This window comes from Virgibacillus sp. LDC-1 (genome assembly GCF_030137545.1).
GTDB lineage: Bacteria > Bacillota > Bacilli > Bacillales > Amphibacillaceae > LDC-1.
On record NZ_JARUVL010000002.1, the window covers coordinates 318,830 to 334,044 of the forward strand.

The 15,215-nt window shown below is 35.2% G+C and carries 22 protein-coding genes; 3 read left to right on the forward strand and 19 right to left on the reverse strand.

Annotation, left to right across the window (positions count from 1 at the left end; all coding sequences use genetic code 11):
* Positions 1-51: 51 nt before the first annotated feature.
* From QBK89_RS03325 to QBK89_RS15095, 9 genes are all read right to left on the reverse strand, one after another.
* Entirely contained in the window at positions 52-393 is a 342-nt protein-coding gene (locus QBK89_RS03325; protein ID WP_284139587.1) for an ASCH domain-containing protein, read from the reverse strand.
* Entirely contained in the window at positions 368-1,384 is a 1,017-nt protein-coding gene (locus QBK89_RS03330) for an HD domain-containing protein (protein ID WP_284139588.1), read from the reverse strand. The genes QBK89_RS03325 and QBK89_RS03330 overlap by 26 nt, the downstream gene beginning before the upstream one ends.
* 48 nt (positions 1,385-1,432) lie before the next feature.
* Positions 1,433-1,897, reverse strand: a complete 465-nt coding sequence (locus QBK89_RS03335) for a DinB family protein (RefSeq protein WP_284139589.1) — start codon at positions 1,895-1,897, stop codon at positions 1,433-1,435.
* Between the two features lie 63 nt (positions 1,898-1,960).
* A complete protein-coding gene (locus tag QBK89_RS03340) occupies positions 1,961-2,395 on the reverse strand; it encodes an NUDIX hydrolase (RefSeq protein ID WP_284139590.1) in 435 nt (144 codons plus the stop codon).
* A gap of 54 nt (positions 2,396-2,449) precedes the next feature.
* Positions 2,450-2,803, reverse strand: a complete 354-nt coding sequence (locus tag QBK89_RS03345) for a cupin domain-containing protein (RefSeq protein ID WP_284139591.1) — start codon at positions 2,801-2,803, stop codon at positions 2,450-2,452.
* 27 nt (positions 2,804-2,830) lie between these two features.
* A complete protein-coding gene (locus QBK89_RS03350; RefSeq protein WP_284139592.1) occupies positions 2,831-3,313 on the reverse strand; it encodes a GNAT family N-acetyltransferase in 483 nt (160 codons plus the stop codon).
* Between the two features lie 53 nt (positions 3,314-3,366).
* The gene (locus QBK89_RS03355) at positions 3,367-3,762 is read right to left on the reverse strand and encodes a VOC family protein (protein ID WP_284139593.1); all 396 of its coding nucleotides are present in this window, start codon (positions 3,760-3,762) and stop codon (positions 3,367-3,369) included.
* Between the two features lie 23 nt (positions 3,763-3,785).
* A complete protein-coding gene (locus QBK89_RS03360) occupies positions 3,786-4,430 on the reverse strand; it encodes an SIMPL domain-containing protein (RefSeq protein WP_284139594.1) in 645 nt (214 codons plus the stop codon).
* Between the two features lie 136 nt (positions 4,431-4,566).
* On the reverse strand, positions 4,567-5,466 hold the full coding sequence (locus tag QBK89_RS15095) for a GNAT family N-acetyltransferase (RefSeq protein ID WP_349774618.1): 900 nt from the start codon (positions 5,464-5,466) through the stop codon (positions 4,567-4,569).
* Between the two features lie 191 nt (positions 5,467-5,657).
* Between QBK89_RS15095 and QBK89_RS03375 the strand changes: the two genes are divergently transcribed.
* Entirely contained in the window at positions 5,658-5,927 is a 270-nt protein-coding gene (locus tag QBK89_RS03375) for a hypothetical protein (RefSeq protein WP_284139595.1), read from the forward strand.
* A 17-nt stretch (positions 5,928-5,944) separates the two neighbouring features.
* On the opposite strand, the gene QBK89_RS03380 is transcribed toward QBK89_RS03375, so the two are convergent.
* The 8 genes from QBK89_RS03380 to QBK89_RS03415 form a co-directional block, all read right to left on the reverse strand.
* Positions 5,945-6,526: an SLOG family protein gene (locus tag QBK89_RS03380; RefSeq protein ID WP_330949614.1), complete on the reverse strand. Its 582-nt coding sequence runs from the start codon at positions 6,524-6,526 to the stop codon at positions 5,945-5,947.
* Positions 6,527-6,596: 70 nt separating this feature from the next.
* Positions 6,597-7,016 (reverse strand): CotD family spore coat protein, encoded by a 420-nt coding sequence (locus QBK89_RS03385; protein ID WP_284139596.1) that lies wholly within the window; start codon positions 7,014-7,016, stop codon positions 6,597-6,599.
* Positions 7,017-7,682: 666 nt separating this feature from the next.
* Positions 7,683-8,294: an ATP-binding cassette domain-containing protein gene (locus QBK89_RS03390; protein ID WP_284139597.1), complete on the reverse strand. Its 612-nt coding sequence runs from the start codon at positions 8,292-8,294 to the stop codon at positions 7,683-7,685.
* Positions 8,291-8,971, reverse strand: a complete 681-nt coding sequence (locus QBK89_RS03395) for a hypothetical protein (protein WP_284139598.1) — start codon at positions 8,969-8,971, stop codon at positions 8,291-8,293. Before QBK89_RS03395 ends, QBK89_RS03390 begins: the two co-directional genes overlap by 4 nt.
* 637 nt (positions 8,972-9,608) lie before the next feature.
* The gene (locus QBK89_RS03400; RefSeq protein WP_284139599.1) at positions 9,609-10,484 is read right to left on the reverse strand and encodes a hypothetical protein; all 876 of its coding nucleotides are present in this window, start codon (positions 10,482-10,484) and stop codon (positions 9,609-9,611) included.
* Positions 10,485-10,625: 141 nt separating this feature from the next.
* Entirely contained in the window at positions 10,626-11,021 is a 396-nt protein-coding gene (locus tag QBK89_RS03405) for a hypothetical protein (RefSeq protein ID WP_284139600.1), read from the reverse strand.
* 178 nt (positions 11,022-11,199) lie between these two features.
* The gene (locus tag QBK89_RS03410) at positions 11,200-11,973 is read right to left on the reverse strand and encodes an ABC transporter permease (RefSeq protein WP_284139601.1); all 774 of its coding nucleotides are present in this window, start codon (positions 11,971-11,973) and stop codon (positions 11,200-11,202) included.
* A complete protein-coding gene (locus tag QBK89_RS03415; protein ID WP_284139651.1) occupies positions 11,951-12,934 on the reverse strand; it encodes an ABC transporter ATP-binding protein in 984 nt (327 codons plus the stop codon). Before QBK89_RS03415 ends, QBK89_RS03410 begins: the two co-directional genes overlap by 23 nt.
* A 290-nt stretch (positions 12,935-13,224) precedes the next feature.
* Between QBK89_RS03415 and QBK89_RS03420 the strand changes: the two genes are divergently transcribed.
* Positions 13,225-13,605 carry a hypothetical protein gene (locus tag QBK89_RS03420; protein WP_284139602.1) on the forward strand — a complete coding sequence of 127 codons (381 nt, stop codon included), beginning with the start codon at positions 13,225-13,227 and terminating at the stop codon, positions 13,603-13,605.
* Positions 13,557-14,366 (forward strand): membrane protein insertase YidC, encoded by an 810-nt coding sequence (gene yidC, locus QBK89_RS03425; protein WP_284139603.1) that lies wholly within the window; start codon positions 13,557-13,559, stop codon positions 14,364-14,366. The genes QBK89_RS03420 and yidC overlap by 49 nt, the downstream gene beginning before the upstream one ends.
* A gap of 33 nt (positions 14,367-14,399) precedes the next feature.
* On the opposite strand, the gene mscL is transcribed toward yidC, so the two are convergent.
* Both mscL and QBK89_RS03435 read right to left on the reverse strand, forming a co-directional pair.
* Positions 14,400-14,822 carry a large conductance mechanosensitive channel protein MscL gene (gene mscL / locus QBK89_RS03430; RefSeq protein WP_284139604.1) on the reverse strand — a complete coding sequence of 141 codons (423 nt, stop codon included), beginning with the start codon at positions 14,820-14,822 and terminating at the stop codon, positions 14,400-14,402.
* 104 nt (positions 14,823-14,926) lie between these two features.
* A complete protein-coding gene (locus tag QBK89_RS03435; RefSeq protein WP_284139605.1) occupies positions 14,927-15,079 on the reverse strand; it encodes a small acid-soluble spore protein P in 153 nt (50 codons plus the stop codon).
* Between the last annotated feature and the right edge of the window lie 136 nt (positions 15,080-15,215).

The following is a 15,215-nucleotide window of genomic DNA, read 5'->3' on the forward strand; positions in this document are numbered from 1 at the left end:
AATAATTATTATTCGATGAGCTTTTTCTATATGATGTGTGGATATCGTTCGTTATAGTTTTTTTATTTTTATGGCGATCGTTCCCCACTTTTTCTCCTGTTCAGGGGTATAAATGCGGTATGTACTTTCAACCATTCTATCTATCGAGGCATCTGTTGCGCCAAATGCCGCCGCAGGAATCTGTTCATACATTTCTCGAAAGGTTGGAAACATGTGTAATTCTACGATTTCTACTTGAAGCTTTTCACTTTCATCAGAGAGCTTCGTAAATTCAATTCGATCATTTACTCGAAGCTTGCGCCGTTTTTCATCATATAAACGAACCTCTATCGTTTTCAATCCCGTCGCAATCTTGTTATATGGCTCGTCATAGAGTCCCATTTGATAAAGCATCGCTCCACCCACTTTCTTCGTTCATTATTTTTAGATATACACCACGTTTAGCACGTTTATATGCCTGTTCGTTCATTTCTTTAATGCTCGCAGATAATTTAGAAGCACGAATGGTTCTTTCATTCTGGTAGATTATTGGATCGATTAAACGTGTTTTAGGTTGCTGATATAGATCATAGTTTTTTGCTTGTTCCACCACCTGCACGCTAGGTGTTATCTGTGCTATCATGTTTTGAACCTTTTCATTCGTTGATGTGCGTAAGCGTTCTAACACCTTTGCATCTGTTTCTAATAGATCTGCAAATTGAAGCACGCCATTTTCTAATGAAAGCTGTATCGTTTTTGCCATCATTTCATTTGCATATACATTCCGTGGGTCCATAAAAAAATCAATTACTTCTTTATAATATGTCTTCACAAACCACTCTGCGGCAGAAAGTGATTGTAAGCAAATCATGCCATCCTGAATGATCAAGCTATCGAGAAAATCATTAACCTCAGTCAAACTTATTTGCCCATATGTATACATATCACGTAATGTATAGTCGATTCGATCCGCACATAAAAGTGGTGCCGGTTGCTCTAACAACCTCCATTTGCCAAAGGAAGAAAGGATTTCTTTAGGTGAATATCCATATAACTCTAGTATGCTTGGAATCTCCGATTGATTGACAATCTCATCGAAAATCAATTCATGTACATTTTCCGAACGGTTCTCAACTGCATAATCAATAACATGGGAAAAAGCTGTATGAGAAACGTCATGTAGTAATCCGGCAACTTGCTCTTCAACCGAACCACCTAACCTTTTAATTAAAAGCATCACTCCGACAGAATGATCATAGCGGGTATTATTCCAGCTTGCATTTACTAAATAGCTTGCCCCTCCTTGATGAATCCCTTTTAGACGCTGTATTGGTTTACTTTGAATTAATGCATCAATAACATCATCAACGAGATACGCTCCGTATAATATATCAGTAATTTTCACTCCATCACTCTTTTCACAATATATCAGAAACAAATTTTTACAGTAAATTCACACTAGTAAAGCGGATTTAATTTGGTTAAAATGATGGTTATCATGCTCTGTTAAACCATTGAAATATTCAAATAGGGTCAATTCATTTTTGCCAATTCTTATCGTTTGCTTCCATTGATCATTAGAAAGATTCATTATTTCTTCTAAAAGTCTCTCACGCACATGTAAAAACGTTTGAATCGTTTCCTCTTTCCTACTTTCTCTACTCGCTTTTGCAGCTGCCTGGTTCATAATCTCTACATTTGGACCAGCAGGAAGCATTTCTGTTTTAAACAAATAAGGGATTCGCTTTGTTATAATAAACTCGTCCCACGGAGTAAGGTGACCGATTACCTCCGCAATAGTCCACTTTCCTCTTGAGGTTTGCGTTCTCCACTCTTTTTCTGTTAATGATTCTAAACCTCTTACCCACATCATCGTTTGCTTATAGTGCTCTATAATTTGTTTCTTCTGACTGTCCATATTTCCTCTCCCCGGTTTATCAGTTTTACAAGTAAAAGTGTAGAAATAATCCCCCTCCTTTTACTACCATGCTTTCTTTTTATTATAGGTATGCGCCGGCTGCTGAAGCATATGGAAAAGAAATTCTCGATCTTCCGGAAACGACAAGTACAACGCTTCTATATCTTTTCTCGACTGCCATGCAATCGCATGAATTAATTGATCCGGATCTTGGATAGTCATTTTGCCACCAATAATATCCACCAAATAATAGTGTACAACTACATCTATCCCCCGAAAATTGGCTTCCTTCACGAAGAGTGGCTTTTTGATATGACCGATATAACCTGTTTCTTCATATAGCTCACGAATACAACATTCTTTAAATGTTTCATTCCTCTCTAGTCCACCAGAAGGAACAGACCAGGAATACGTTTCTTTTTGTTTTCCTTGCTTTATCATTAAGAGTTCGTTTTGGCTATTTACACAAACAGCTGCAGCTCCAACCCATTTCCCCATCGCTTCCACCTCATCTGTTTATTCGACCACTCCGTAGCAGGGAACGGCATTTCTTCAATCCTTATTCAACATGGATATTGTGGTTAGATCGATATGCTCACCTTCTATTACAATTGCCGTTAGCCCATGTTCTGACACCGTCTCATGACCTTCCCCTTTTTCCCACAATACAGCATCCCCTTGTGTCACCTCGTACTTAATATTTTCCTTTCCTAATACAGTTCCTTTTCCCTCTACAATAAGAAGGAGCTGGGGAGCTACTTCTTCATGATACCCTACGCTTCCACCAGCTTCTATACGCATCCAAGCAATATGAAGCTGGGATGCTTTATTTACAATTTTACTCAAGTAGAAATCTGAGTCATATTGGGTAATCTTCTTTTCCTTTGAAACTGAAAAGCGTTGCATTACTCTTCCCCTCCAAGCCAATAATGTCTACCTCTTTAACACCATACGCACTGTTTTTAATATATGACCATCAAAATCATCGTCGAATTGAGAAGAGACTTCAAAGCCTTTCGCTTGATAAAAATGCATCCCTATTTCATTATCCTTTTCAACGTTAATATATAATTCCTGCAGCTCTTGAAACTCCTGTAAGCCTTTTTCAAGCAATAAAGTTCCAATTCCTTTTCCCTGATAAGCAGGTAATAAATAAATAGCTCCTAGCTCTCGCTTCCCGTTGTGATTTGGTGAAAAGTTAGCAAAGCCTACTACTTGACCTTTCTGCTCTGCGACAAAAACGACCGAATGCGCAAGTCTTTTCTCCATGTTCTGATCACTATAAGCTTCTGCTAAAAACCTATTCTGCACTTCCTCTGGAATGATTCCTTCATAAGTTGATTTCCAGCTTGTTCGTGCCACATGCTGAATCGCTAAAATATCTCTTTCTGTTGCTTGTCTAATAATTGCTTGCATGTTATTTGATCCTTTCCTTCTTCATTGTCCATTAGCAATATGAATTGAATTGTTTAGCATGTACACGCCATGATGACATTCCCGTCTGGGTCTTTAAAATTAAACCATGCAAAATGCTCTCCAATACGTTCTATCTCTCTAACAATAGGAATGCCAAGACTTTGAACAAACTGGTACGCTTCGTCAATATCTTCAACTAGAAAATTAAAGAGTGGATTTGGACTGGGCTGATGTGTAAAGCCCTTATCAAATGTATGATCATCTAAGGTCAGTCCTGTACTGCCTTGAATCGGAATGTTATATACTGGAGATTCTACTTTATTCAGGTCAACGGAAAATCCTAATAGTCGGCTATACCATGCAACAGATTCCTTTAAATCGCGGACATGAACAAAGATACCTGGAATTCTACTTTGAATTGGTCTACTGTTTGCTTGCTCCTCATGCATATTGAACATCCTTTCATAACCGTTTATTCATATGAAAATTGCACTTCCACCCTTGCCGTTATGTTAACTTGCCCGGAAATAATCGGTGTGGTTACACTTTTCTCCGCAAGTGAAAAGGCCATTGGATGAATTTGTCCTTCTGATACAAGCTCTTTTATTTTTACTGGCTCTGGATGTAAATGAAGCTGTAAGGTTTCTGCAATCGTCTGCGCATTTCCAATCGCATTAACAATGGCATTGCTTAATGCTTGCTGATAAAACACATGGTGATTCTGAACAGTAAATTGCAACGAAGAAATATGATTAATTCCACTAGCTACCGCTTGGTCAATCAGCCCTCCTGCCTGACTAGCATCCTCTAAAATAACCCGTATGGCATTTACTACTTCATACCCTCGAAACACTTGCTTTCCTTCCACATAATCATAGCGCGGTGTAATCGTATATGCGGTAGTTTGAATGTTTTCTTTTGGAATATGCCATTGCACGATCGACTGAATGACTTGATTCATTTTTTGCGCATTTTGCTGCTGCGCGCTTTGCAAGGACTCATCCTCTGTAATAACCTCCATCTGAATTTGAAATTGATCTGGTGTAACCTCTATACTTCCTTGCCCAATAACTGTCATTACTTGCTTTTGCCTTTCTCTATTATATGGATATTGCATGCTTATCCACCTCTCCATCAGCATAAGTCGTACTAAAGCATATGCAGAACAGTGGATAAAATAGAATAAGAGAGAATGGGCTTCTTAAAAAATTAATGTGAAGCTTTTTATCTGCTAAACACTAATTTACAAGCAATTACTCGGTTACTTTATTTCGTTGTAATGTCGGTGGACATGCATAATTGTATGTTTTAATTTTTTTATTAATTTCCTTTATCTTTCGCTGTTTCTCTTTTCCAGTTGTTTGTTGCAATGCTTCCTTTAGCTGATCTATTTCTTTTCCTAATTCAACCCATCTTGGTAGAACGTGATTATCTTTCATCGTTTTATACATCTGGCTTTCATAGGAATTGCCATACGAATTGCCAATATGTAATGGTTTACCTTTGCCAGGTAAATCATCAAACTGTCCTTCGCGTTCTGCTTTTTTTATAATTTCGGTTAAGTGATCGGTATAGCTTAAACGCTCATCCACTTCTTGTTCCTCTTTTAAAGCATCCCAGTCTGATTTAAGCAACGCGTAAACGAAGGCATCATGAGATTTTCCGTTTTGGAATAAATAGCCTCTTAGCAGACCTTCCCGTTGAAAGCCTAGCCGTCGTAGTAGACGATTAGATGACTCATTATCAGGAAAGGTAATCGCACCGATTCGAAATAGCTTTAGTTCGAGAAAATTATAAGATAGTATGGCTTCAACCGCTTCTGTCATAAAGCCTTGCTTCCAATGATCTGGGTGTAGCTCGTAACCAATTTCTGTTCTTTTTGCAGCCTTATTTAAATGATTTAAACCGATCGTACCGATAAATTGTTCCGTATCTTTAAGAAAGATTCCCCATCGCAGTCCACGGCCCATTTCATAAGCCTGTTGAAAGGAGGTAATGATTTGTCTTGCTTCCTCCAATGTCTCTAAGCGATCCATCCCATAATACTGCATCACTTCTTCACGAGACATGACATCATAATATTTTTCTACATCCCTTTCACTTAACTTCCTAAGTTGCAATCGCTTTGTTGTGATTGTCGGAAAACCGTTCACTGTCATCCCACCTTCGTCTTCTCTATTAAACTTATTTCGGCAGCGAAAGAAAAAATCCTGCAAAATGTTCAAAATAACGCATAAGCATATGCTAAGATAATAAAAAGTGCAGTTTCAATGAGTTGGAGACTTGAATGAGCGATGCTCCCTTTCATAGAGAGCATACACATAAGAAGTGAGGAGAGATTTTCGTGGAAATATTCATCCTAACAAGTGTCATCGTTTATCTTGGTTTGATTGGGATTGGCATAATTTTAAGGAAAAAACGTGCGATTTTCACCTTCATCCTACCATTAATTGGTGTTTTCTTTAGTCTCGTTCTTTTCGGAATTTCATTTAGTATCGGTAGCTGGGAAGGAATGATCATTGGATTGTTCGGGGTTTTCATCTTTGTTGGATCAATACTTGCAATTTTAACCTTTCTCATTTGGCTAGCAATCCAACATGTAAGAAATAAATAAGAGCAGTAATTCTCCCATTATAGATTGTCCCAATAAGCAGGATCTTGCATTTGCAGTTCTAAGGCGGCATCCTCCAAATCTTCAGGCCGAATAATAAATACCAGATAGCTTGCATGCTTTTTCGCTTGTTCATAAAAAAAACGCGTACTTCCTGGAAATTCCTCGTCCATCAGCATTAAACAACCATCACTCTTGTCAACAAACCACATATTTTTCGCTCTAAATTGATAAGGCGCCTTATAATCTCCCTTGTAGATCGGTTCAAAGAAATCCGCACCAAACATTAACTCCTGATATACTTGCTGGATAGGCTCTGGCCAACGGCTTTCTTGATTTTCAAAAGGAGGAAAGAAGCCTAAACGAATCGGATATTCTTCCTGTAATTCCATCACAATCTCAGCTGCCCACATTTCAACACCGATTTGCCCAGAAACAATCACCCACTCTAATCCTTCTTCAATAAATCGAACAATATGTTTCCGAAGCGCATATTTTATTACGTCAATTCGTTTGTCATCCGCTTTAAAAATATTTAATTCAAAGGACTTATACCCTGTAACTGCCAATACCTTCATCATACCTGCACCCTTTCTATTCATACTTGCTTCCTAGATTGTCCATTTATGACAAGTAAAGAACTGGCAATTTATGCTTGCCAGTTCCTTAAGCTTAACACCATTTGTTCTTTTGTTTCCAGTGCGGCATGCCTGGTTGCATTACTCCCGCTACCTGACCGGGCGGCATTCCTGGGCCCATGCCTGGTTGCATTACTCCTGCTACCTGACCGGGTGGCATGCCTGGACCCATGCCTGGTTGCATTGCACCTGCTACCTGACTTGGCGTTACGCCTGGTGTCGGTCTAGGTGGATAAGGTACAGGGAAAGTTCCGCCATAAATATCGACACTGTCCACTGTATTTTGAACAGAAGTAGAGTAAGGGAAAACATGTTTATTCTTTATAAGATGATGATTCATAACCGTTGTATGCGATGGATGAACATGCTCTACTTCACTTTCCGTACAATGCTGGACACAATATTGCTTTACAGGATATACAATTTGCTTCGGACAGCCATGATGGTGTCTCATATAAAATCCCCTTTCTTGTGATAGGTCACTATTAACCTATGACAGTTGACCGAGGTTTGTATAAGACACGTACCTATTTTTCAAAATTATATTGTACAACAGCCTGCCCTTTTCACCTGTACCTTTAATAATGGGCAAGCAATCCTTTGCGCATTGCGATCCGTTCACAAAAGAGAAAAACACCGAGCCCAAGGACCGCATCAGATTGCAGATGGCTTTATTAAAGTAAGACAGATATTATGTACTATGTACAACCTTATAAAGTTCTATATATGCAGTTGAGAAAATAAACCTACAACGTAAACATGTGGTAATGTAAAGCGTACAATGCGTTTAAGATTTCCATTAAGGTACACTTTTTAAATTACTTGTTATCATTGTTGGTTTACCGGATATTAAAGAAGAACAAATGTGTTTTTTACTTTTCCTGAAATCTTTAAAACACATCGAAAATTGAGTGTATTGAAATAACGTGTACATGAAAGATTAACTGATAAGTTTCTGGCCAACAATTACTCTTGATATTTTTATTATGAACATTGGTTTAATAAAAATCGAGTTCATGGATTACTTAATAATCAAACACAAGCGGATAGTGGCCAGAAAATTTAAATCGTCTACCTACTTTGTGATTCATTTTAAATTACATATACGACAAAGAGCACCTTATATAGCTGTATTTATTACTTTACCATCACTCAATGTAATCGTCTGGTCGAACAACATATTATCATCAGACGAAAATCCATGAGAGGCAACAACAATCATTTTACCTTTTTCTTTTAGTTGAATCAGTAAATCAATTGCCATTTTATAATTCTCTTCGTCAAGAGCATTAAAAGGTTCATCTAATATTAATATATCTGGTTCCTCCATAATAGCTTGACATAATCCAAGTCTTTGTTTCATTCCCAAAGAGAATGTTTTAACCTTGTAATTCCTTTCATCGTATAAATTGACTTGTTTTAAAGATTCTATTATCTTGTTCTCGTCAATTACGTTATTGATAGCCGCTAGATATTTAAGATTGTATAGAGCCGTTTCATTTTCTAAAAAGGAAGGATTTTCTATCATAACACCATAAGTGTAATCTTGATTTCTCATTATTTCTCCACTCGAAGGCTTTAATAAGTCACACAGCATTCTAAGGAGCATAGTTTTTCCGCTACCATTATGCCCTTTGATTAAATATGCTTTTCCTTCAATAAATTCTAAACTGATATCCTGTAGTATATTTCTTCCTTTTAAGCTTTTGCAAACAGACGCTAATTCTATCAAACTTTTTCCCCTCCATAAATTTCATACTTATACACTGTTTTTCTTAAATACCAGAAGAGTATTAACAAAAGTAATATTTTGCTGGCAATTAAAAAAAGAACATCTTCCCTATAATTTATAGAAGCAACTACAAATATAGATATGAATTTATTATCATAAGATAATAATTGAAGAATCATTACAAATGTTATAGCTATAAACTGCGTGACTCCTTTGTCAATTTTAAAAAGAGCTAATAATATAATGATAAGGCCCCACATAAAAAACGTGGTCACATATAAAAAAAATAAAAATAAGAGCCATTGTAATTGGTTTGAATCTATCCAGATACAAAAAAGTATATCTACAATCAACTTGATACCAGCTAATTTGATTGTAGACCTTCCTACTTCATGCAAAAGTAAATTCATAAATTTTTTTTTAGAACTTCTAGGTAAAATGTATTTAGCCATAATAAATATATCGTTCGTTTTTTTTATTATGGTATAAATAAACATAACAGCAATACTCATGTATAATACTAAAAGAAATAAAGAAAAATGATTCGCTTCCTTGTCAAATGATGTGACTAATTGCTCAACACCACGATATCCCCAAACATCTGTATAATGATACATCACAACACAATTTATTAAGAAAAGATATAAGAAAATATAGGCGTTTTTTTTATTTTTCATTTAATAAATTCCTTTTTATTACTTGTCGTATACAAATAGGTCACGATAACCATAGTGATAATACCAAAAAGAAACCAATTTAAATGATTGTTTTGTATAACGATCATATTTGTTATTCCTCCATAGTAATTCATTCCTATATAAGAAACTAGTAACAAGAAATTGACTGAAATAATCGTAAAAAATGCGAGGATATGTTTGTATGAAATAATATAAATCAATAGATATACAAAATAAATATATGAGCAGAATATAAATAATTTTAATATATGTAAAAGTAAATAGCTTCCAATCTGTATGGATATTCCAACAATAGCAGAACCTAGTATCATGATTATAAATGTTAACAAGGTATAAACAACGCTTGAGTATACTCCATGTTTGATTAATATCATGGAAAATCTTTTATTGTAACGAATTAATAGTTCAGGCTGTACAAAGTTAACTCTTGAAATATAAAGATATAGTATAAATACAATGGTTGTATTAAATAGTAACTTTTGTGGGTTTTCTACTAAATCATAAATCATTTGACTATTAAACACTCCATACTGATGAATAGTAGCGTATTGCTGAATCATATATAGTAATAATATGGTATACATTAACGTCCAAATTAGCTTGTTTTTTTTTACAATCATTTAATATAATCCCTCTTGTATAATTTTATATTTACATGCGTTAAAAACAAAATCATTAACAATAAAATAGATGGTAATGCTACGATGGATAAGACTTTTTCTAATATGGGTATAGAAGAATTGTAATAAAAATATAAACTTAACAAATAATCATCTGATACCAAAAACCCTGTGCTTTTACCCAAAAATTCGGTTATATTCCCAATGGTTGAAGCAATTAATAATGGTAAAAAATATATGCATAGTGGTATTATTTGCAATATATATTGGTTTTTCAAGTATGGGGTGCTCAACGAAGTAACAATACTCACAAAAATCAGATAGATGATTAATAAAACAATATGTGAGATTAGAGCAAGGAAATACCTCCCTCCCTGAACATCTATCAAATGTAGATTTGTCTTAATTGAGAAATCACCTCCACCAAAGATATACGTTATGACAAATAACAAAAAGAAATAGGATATAACAAATGTTACAATATACATACTTTGAGCAAATATCACATTCATCATATATTTTTGATAACCTAACTTTGTAACAATTAACGAGCCATAACCAGATTCTAGATGTTTAAATGTAACAGGTCCAATATGTATACCAAATCCAAATAATAAAATGATAACAAAAATAAGATAAAAATCATTTGAAAAAATAAACGTGTCAATATACGACATACCATTGTATCCATTGACAATCTCATTCACTTTTTCTATATTAAGATCCGGTGCAGGAGAGTGTAATAAATTTATCCACTCTTGCTTATCCAAATAAGTTGTAAAGTAACTCATGAGAACGGGAATCGTAATTAAAAATAAAAGCAGTAGATTTACTTTTGACTTAATATAGCGCAAATATTCTTGTTTAACCATTCGGAATCTTTTCCTTTCTAGGCATTATTAAAGCTTGATGCTGTGAATGTGATAATGGTGTTAATTGTAATTTCGATATAATCTCAAACAAAAACACCATTTCACATTCACAGTTTGAACTATATTTAAGTGTGTTACTTGCTATCTAGCGTTGACTTGAAATTTCATACTATCGGTTCCAACTTGGTTCCATGCAGGCTTTGCTTGTCCGTAGTAATAATACCCATTAGTCCCGGTATTATTACTACCTGTATATACTGTATCTATTCCTTTAACACTTACTGAACTGCTTCTTTTTTCTCCATTTGAATTAGCCAATCTAACACTAGGATTTGAAGTCATAGTTTTTGAAGTTGCTAAAACGTCAAAATTGCTATCATTATTTTTCATTTTATAAGATCTAGCGTCTGAGGTTTTCCAACTATCATTCCATTTTAGACTTATAGTTGCCAGGTTCCCCCAGCTACTAGCATTTACTAATACAGTGAAACATAAAGAAAATACTAAGGTGAGTGTGATAATTTTTTTTAGATTCATTATAATCCTCTCCTTTGGTTAATTTCTTCATTGCTCGATTTTCACTCTTGCTGAGATTTAAAATGTGGGTCATTATCTTAATTGATAGATACATAAACCACCTCCAAACCTATTAATTTCCATTTTAGTATATAATTATGAAATGTCAATAAATTTTGTGAATTATTCACCTGTACCTTTAATAATGGGCAAGCAATCCTTTGCGCATTGCGATCCGTTCACAAAAGAGAAAAACACCGAGCCCAAGGATAAAATAAAAGATCGCATTGAAACCAAGAATCAAAAAGTCAACACCACTAATTTCTTGAAATGACCATCCTTTAATCATTACATTGCGCACGAGATCTACCCCTTTAACAAATGGAAGAAAAACCATAAGTGGTGCAACCGATAACGGAATAAAGGTTAATCCTGCTAAAATAAACTGTAAAATTTGTAAAAAAGCTTGCACCTGCTTCCAAATTATTGAAATACCAGCAATCATAAATCCGACTCCAATCATACTTACAAGTGTGAGAAGCATAATAGGAAGAATCGTTACAACATCAATATTGAGCCATTGCCCAGTTGTTAGCATCGTCCCAACTAACAATACAACAATAATAATCAAATACAAAAATGTAGATGAAAACAGACGAGCGGAAAGAATTCTCCATAGCCCCATTGGTGACATACAAAGCTGTTCAAGCGTACCACGCATCGCTTCGTTTGTAATTTCCCAGCCAATATTTTGCATGATCATAATGCTTAAAAACCAAAAAATATAGTTTACGATCGCATACTGTGTATTCACATCCTGTGAAGCTGGGTCACCGATAATTTGAATGCCAGCAAACATTCCTAAAAAAATCGCATAAAAGGTAACGATAAGTGCTATCGTATTTGGTAAATACCGTTTCATTTCTAAATATTCCTTTTGTACATTTGCATTAAGAAGATGGACCCATTGCATGATTAAACTCCCCCTTTACGATTTTCATAAATACGTTCTCAAAATTAACGGTAGCCCGATCAATCGCCTCTACAGGTGTATTTTCTTTTTTAAGGACATCAAATAAATCATAAATTTCTTCACTTCTAAGGAGGTTTACTTTTAATGTAGATTCTACGGTATCTGGTGTATATTCAAACTGTGGGAACTTCTGAAGTAATTGTCTTTGTTGTTCATCAGAAAGGAGTCCTCCAAGTGTTATTGTGTATGCACGTACTTGAAACAATTGCAGCAGGTTTTCTATTTTATCATTCGTAACTACTTTTCCTTCATTGATAATTACCGTACGATCACATAAGTCTTGGATAACATCCATATCATGTGAACTAATAATGATCGTGCGATTATAATTAGAAACAAAATCCCGCAGCAATTCTCTTACCTCATAGCCAGTCTCAACATCTAATCCAAGGGTCGGTTCGTCAAGTAAGATAATCTCAGAATCAGCAAGCATTGCAACCATGATTGCGAGCTTTTGTTGCATTCCACGTGACAGTCGATTAACAAGTTCATTTTCTTTTTCCTTTAGATTAAATTTTTCTAATAAATCTTCAATCCTTTCTGCTGCTTCTTTTTTAGAAACACCTCTATTTCCTGCAAAGTAATTTAAATTCTCTCGGACGGTTAAGCGCCAATATAAATTGCGATTCCCTTCTAAGACCGCACTAATATGCTTTAATGCTTCCAATCGTTTTTTCTGATTATCGACACCATTTACATAAATTTCGCCTGAGTCAGGAATTAATAGTCCACAAATCATTTTTATCGTCGTCGTTTTTCCTGCTCCATTTGGTCCTAACAATCCAACAATTTCTCCTTTTTTTACTTGAAAGGAAACATCATTTACTGCGTGTACATATTCCTTCGATTTTCTTTTTTTATAAGCCTTTTTTAAATGCTTTACTTCAATAATTGTTTCCACGCTTTTCATCCCTTCTTCCTTTAGTCTAGTTTTAGCATATACATTCTAAAGCGAACAAACGACAATCCAAGGGTTGAAATATGCTCCGTCTAGAGACTGATAATCGAATATTTATTAAAAAAGTATCCAGAAACATTTTGGCACCTGTGTGGATGATGCCAATTCTAATCGATTTTCCCAATTAAACCCCCTTACTATTTACACTAAATTGCGTTATGATTTGTTAGTATGAAACTTTTTTTATTGAATATCGTATAGATGGAAAATATGTTTTAAGGAGGTGAATACAGATGTTTATGGAGTTACTAACAGAACTGATTAATGAAACCTCTCCATTTTACTTTTATTTGAGTATTATGCTTTCAGCGATTAGCTCAATGCATTTCATCCATTTAGATATGCATCGCTTCGTTACAGAGCACAACAAGTTCTATACTAAAAAAGCAAGTCTGGTTGATTGTCAGCCTGCAAGAGAAAGAAAGCCATTAGGAGAGATTTCCGAAGTGCAGCACTGGATTTTCCAAAAAGCCATGCGAATGGATGGACCTGATGATGATACAGATGGTAATTCCTTTTGTTTTTTCAACCAACTAAAGAAAAAACAAGGAGGATCACAATTACAGTGGCAAAAAAATCTGTATTCACATTCAAACGAGGTTATTTATTCATAGGAATTCTCATCAGCATCCTATTATTATCAGGATGTGCTGGAGCAGTTAATGATCCCATCGATGCAAACACGACAGGATGGTTTAATCATTATTTCGTTTATAATTTTTCGTTATTAATCAAGGCATTGGCATCTATTTTTCACGGGAGCTATGGACTTTCCATTATCGTCATAACACTTGCGATTCGCCTTGCCGTGATGCCTTTTATGCTAAAGCAAACAAAAAACAGTCTAGAAATACAAGATAAAATGCAGGAATTAAAGCCAGATATCAATGCGATACAAAAGAAATATAAAGACAAGAAAGATCGCGAATCGCAAATGAAAATGCAGCAAGAAATGATGGCTTTATATCAAAAACATCAATTTAATCCGCTCGCATCGTTCGCTGGTTGTTTACCAATGCTAATTCAATTCCCTATCTTGCTTGGCTTTTACTATGCAATACGGCGAACACCTGAAATTGCTACACATACGTTTTTGTGGTTTGATCTCGGTCAAACAGATATTGTATTGACAGCAATTGCTGTCATTGTATATTTTATTCAATTTAAAGTTTCACAAATTGGTCTTGCGGAGCAACAACGAAAGCAAATGGCAATGATCGGCTGGGTGTCACCAGTAATGATCGGCTTTATTTCATTAAATGCGCCTGCAGCATTACCGCTTTATTGGACCATTGGTGGACTGTTTATTATTGGACAAACATTAATATCTAAGCGGATCTATTTAGCCCATAAAAAAAGAAATACATCCGCATAACAAAGAAACGAAGCATGAAGAAACCGTGAAGAATTATCGATCTTCACGGTTTTTGTTTATGTTTACTTGGACACCATTTTGTTGTTCTTTTAAAAGATCACGAATTTCCGTTAGCAAGGCTTCCTTTGGATCAACTTTAACTTCTTCCACGACCTTCTCTTCTTCTTTTTTCCGCTTAAATTTCATTAATAATCGAACAAACAAAAATATCGAGAATGCAATAATAAAGAAATCAACAATCGATTGGATAAATTCTCCGTATTGTATTTCGATTCCCTTCACCTGTTTGGATAAATTGGAAAATTTTATTCCCTGTAGCAAAATACTCACGACTGGCATAATAATATTGTCAACAAGTGATGATACGATCTTTCCAAAGGCTGTCCCAATAACCACAGCTACTGCCAAATCAAGCACATTTCCCTTAAATGCAAATTCCTTAAAATCCTTCCACATCGTTGTCCCTCCTCATCCACTACGATACGATCATACTATTTCTGGATGAGAAAAAACAAGAAAAACCAATAGATAGATAAAAGAAACCCTATCTTGCCAAAGGCTTATAAATCATGATCTGATTTCTGCTTTTGTCTCGAATGGTTCGCATTTTTAACTTTTTTTGAACCGCTTAATGGCTCACCATACGGCTGCTGTGGGCTTTTTGGAAGATTTACTCTCTCTTGTTGTTTCGGACCTTTTGGACGAGAAGCCATCCTATCCCCTCCTTTCCCTATTAGTTTCAGAAAGCAGAAAGAAATTATGCATGTGGAAAGAATAGGAATCCCTCTCCATTTAGGTTTATATGCTATACTTGAATAGGCATGGTATAATTTATCTATTTTTTTTGCG

What these genes read in the sequence shown, in the direction of transcription:
- QBK89_RS03385 (WP_284139596.1), bottom strand. Translation starts at nt 7,016, where the DNA reads ATGAGACACCATCATGGCTGTCCGAAGCAAATTGTATATCCTGTAAAG.
- QBK89_RS03395 (WP_284139598.1), bottom strand. Translation starts at nt 8,971, where the DNA reads ATGAAAAATAAAAAAAACGCCTATATTTTCTTATATCTTTTCTTAATA.
- QBK89_RS03360 (WP_284139594.1), bottom strand. Translation starts at nt 4,430, where the DNA reads ATGCAATATCCATATAATAGAGAAAGGCAAAAGCAAGTAATGACAGTT.
- QBK89_RS03345 (WP_284139591.1), bottom strand. Translation starts at nt 2,803, where the DNA reads ATGCAACGCTTTTCAGTTTCAAAGGAAAAGAAGATTACCCAATATGAC.
- QBK89_RS03410 (WP_284139601.1), bottom strand. Translation starts at nt 11,973, where the DNA reads ATGCAATGGGTCCATCTTCTTAATGCAAATGTACAAAAGGAATATTTA.
- mscL (WP_284139604.1), bottom strand. Translation starts at nt 14,822, where the DNA reads ATGTGGAAGGATTTTAAGGAATTTGCATTTAAGGGAAATGTGCTTGAT.
- QBK89_RS03400 (WP_284139599.1), bottom strand. Translation starts at nt 10,484, where the DNA reads ATGGTTAAACAAGAATATTTGCGCTATATTAAGTCAAAAGTAAATCTA.
- QBK89_RS03420 (WP_284139602.1), top strand. Translation starts at nt 13,225, where the DNA reads ATGTTTATGGAGTTACTAACAGAACTGATTAATGAAACCTCTCCATTT.
- QBK89_RS03435 (WP_284139605.1), bottom strand. Translation starts at nt 15,079, where the DNA reads ATGGCTTCTCGTCCAAAAGGTCCGAAACAACAAGAGAGAGTAAATCTT.
- QBK89_RS03340 (WP_284139590.1), bottom strand. Translation starts at nt 2,395, where the DNA reads ATGGGGAAATGGGTTGGAGCTGCAGCTGTTTGTGTAAATAGCCAAAAC.
- QBK89_RS03325 (WP_284139587.1), bottom strand. Translation starts at nt 393, where the DNA reads ATGCTTTATCAAATGGGACTCTATGACGAGCCATATAACAAGATTGCG.
- QBK89_RS03355 (WP_284139593.1), bottom strand. Translation starts at nt 3,762, where the DNA reads ATGCATGAGGAGCAAGCAAACAGTAGACCAATTCAAAGTAGAATTCCA.
- QBK89_RS03350 (WP_284139592.1), bottom strand. Translation starts at nt 3,313, where the DNA reads ATGCAAGCAATTATTAGACAAGCAACAGAAAGAGATATTTTAGCGATT.
- QBK89_RS03380 (WP_330949614.1), bottom strand. Translation starts at nt 6,526, where the DNA reads ATGAATAGAAAGGGTGCAGGTATGATGAAGGTATTGGCAGTTACAGGG.
- QBK89_RS03335 (WP_284139589.1), bottom strand. Translation starts at nt 1,897, where the DNA reads ATGGACAGTCAGAAGAAACAAATTATAGAGCACTATAAGCAAACGATG.
- QBK89_RS03405 (WP_284139600.1), bottom strand. Translation starts at nt 11,021, where the DNA reads ATGAATCTAAAAAAAATTATCACACTCACCTTAGTATTTTCTTTATGT.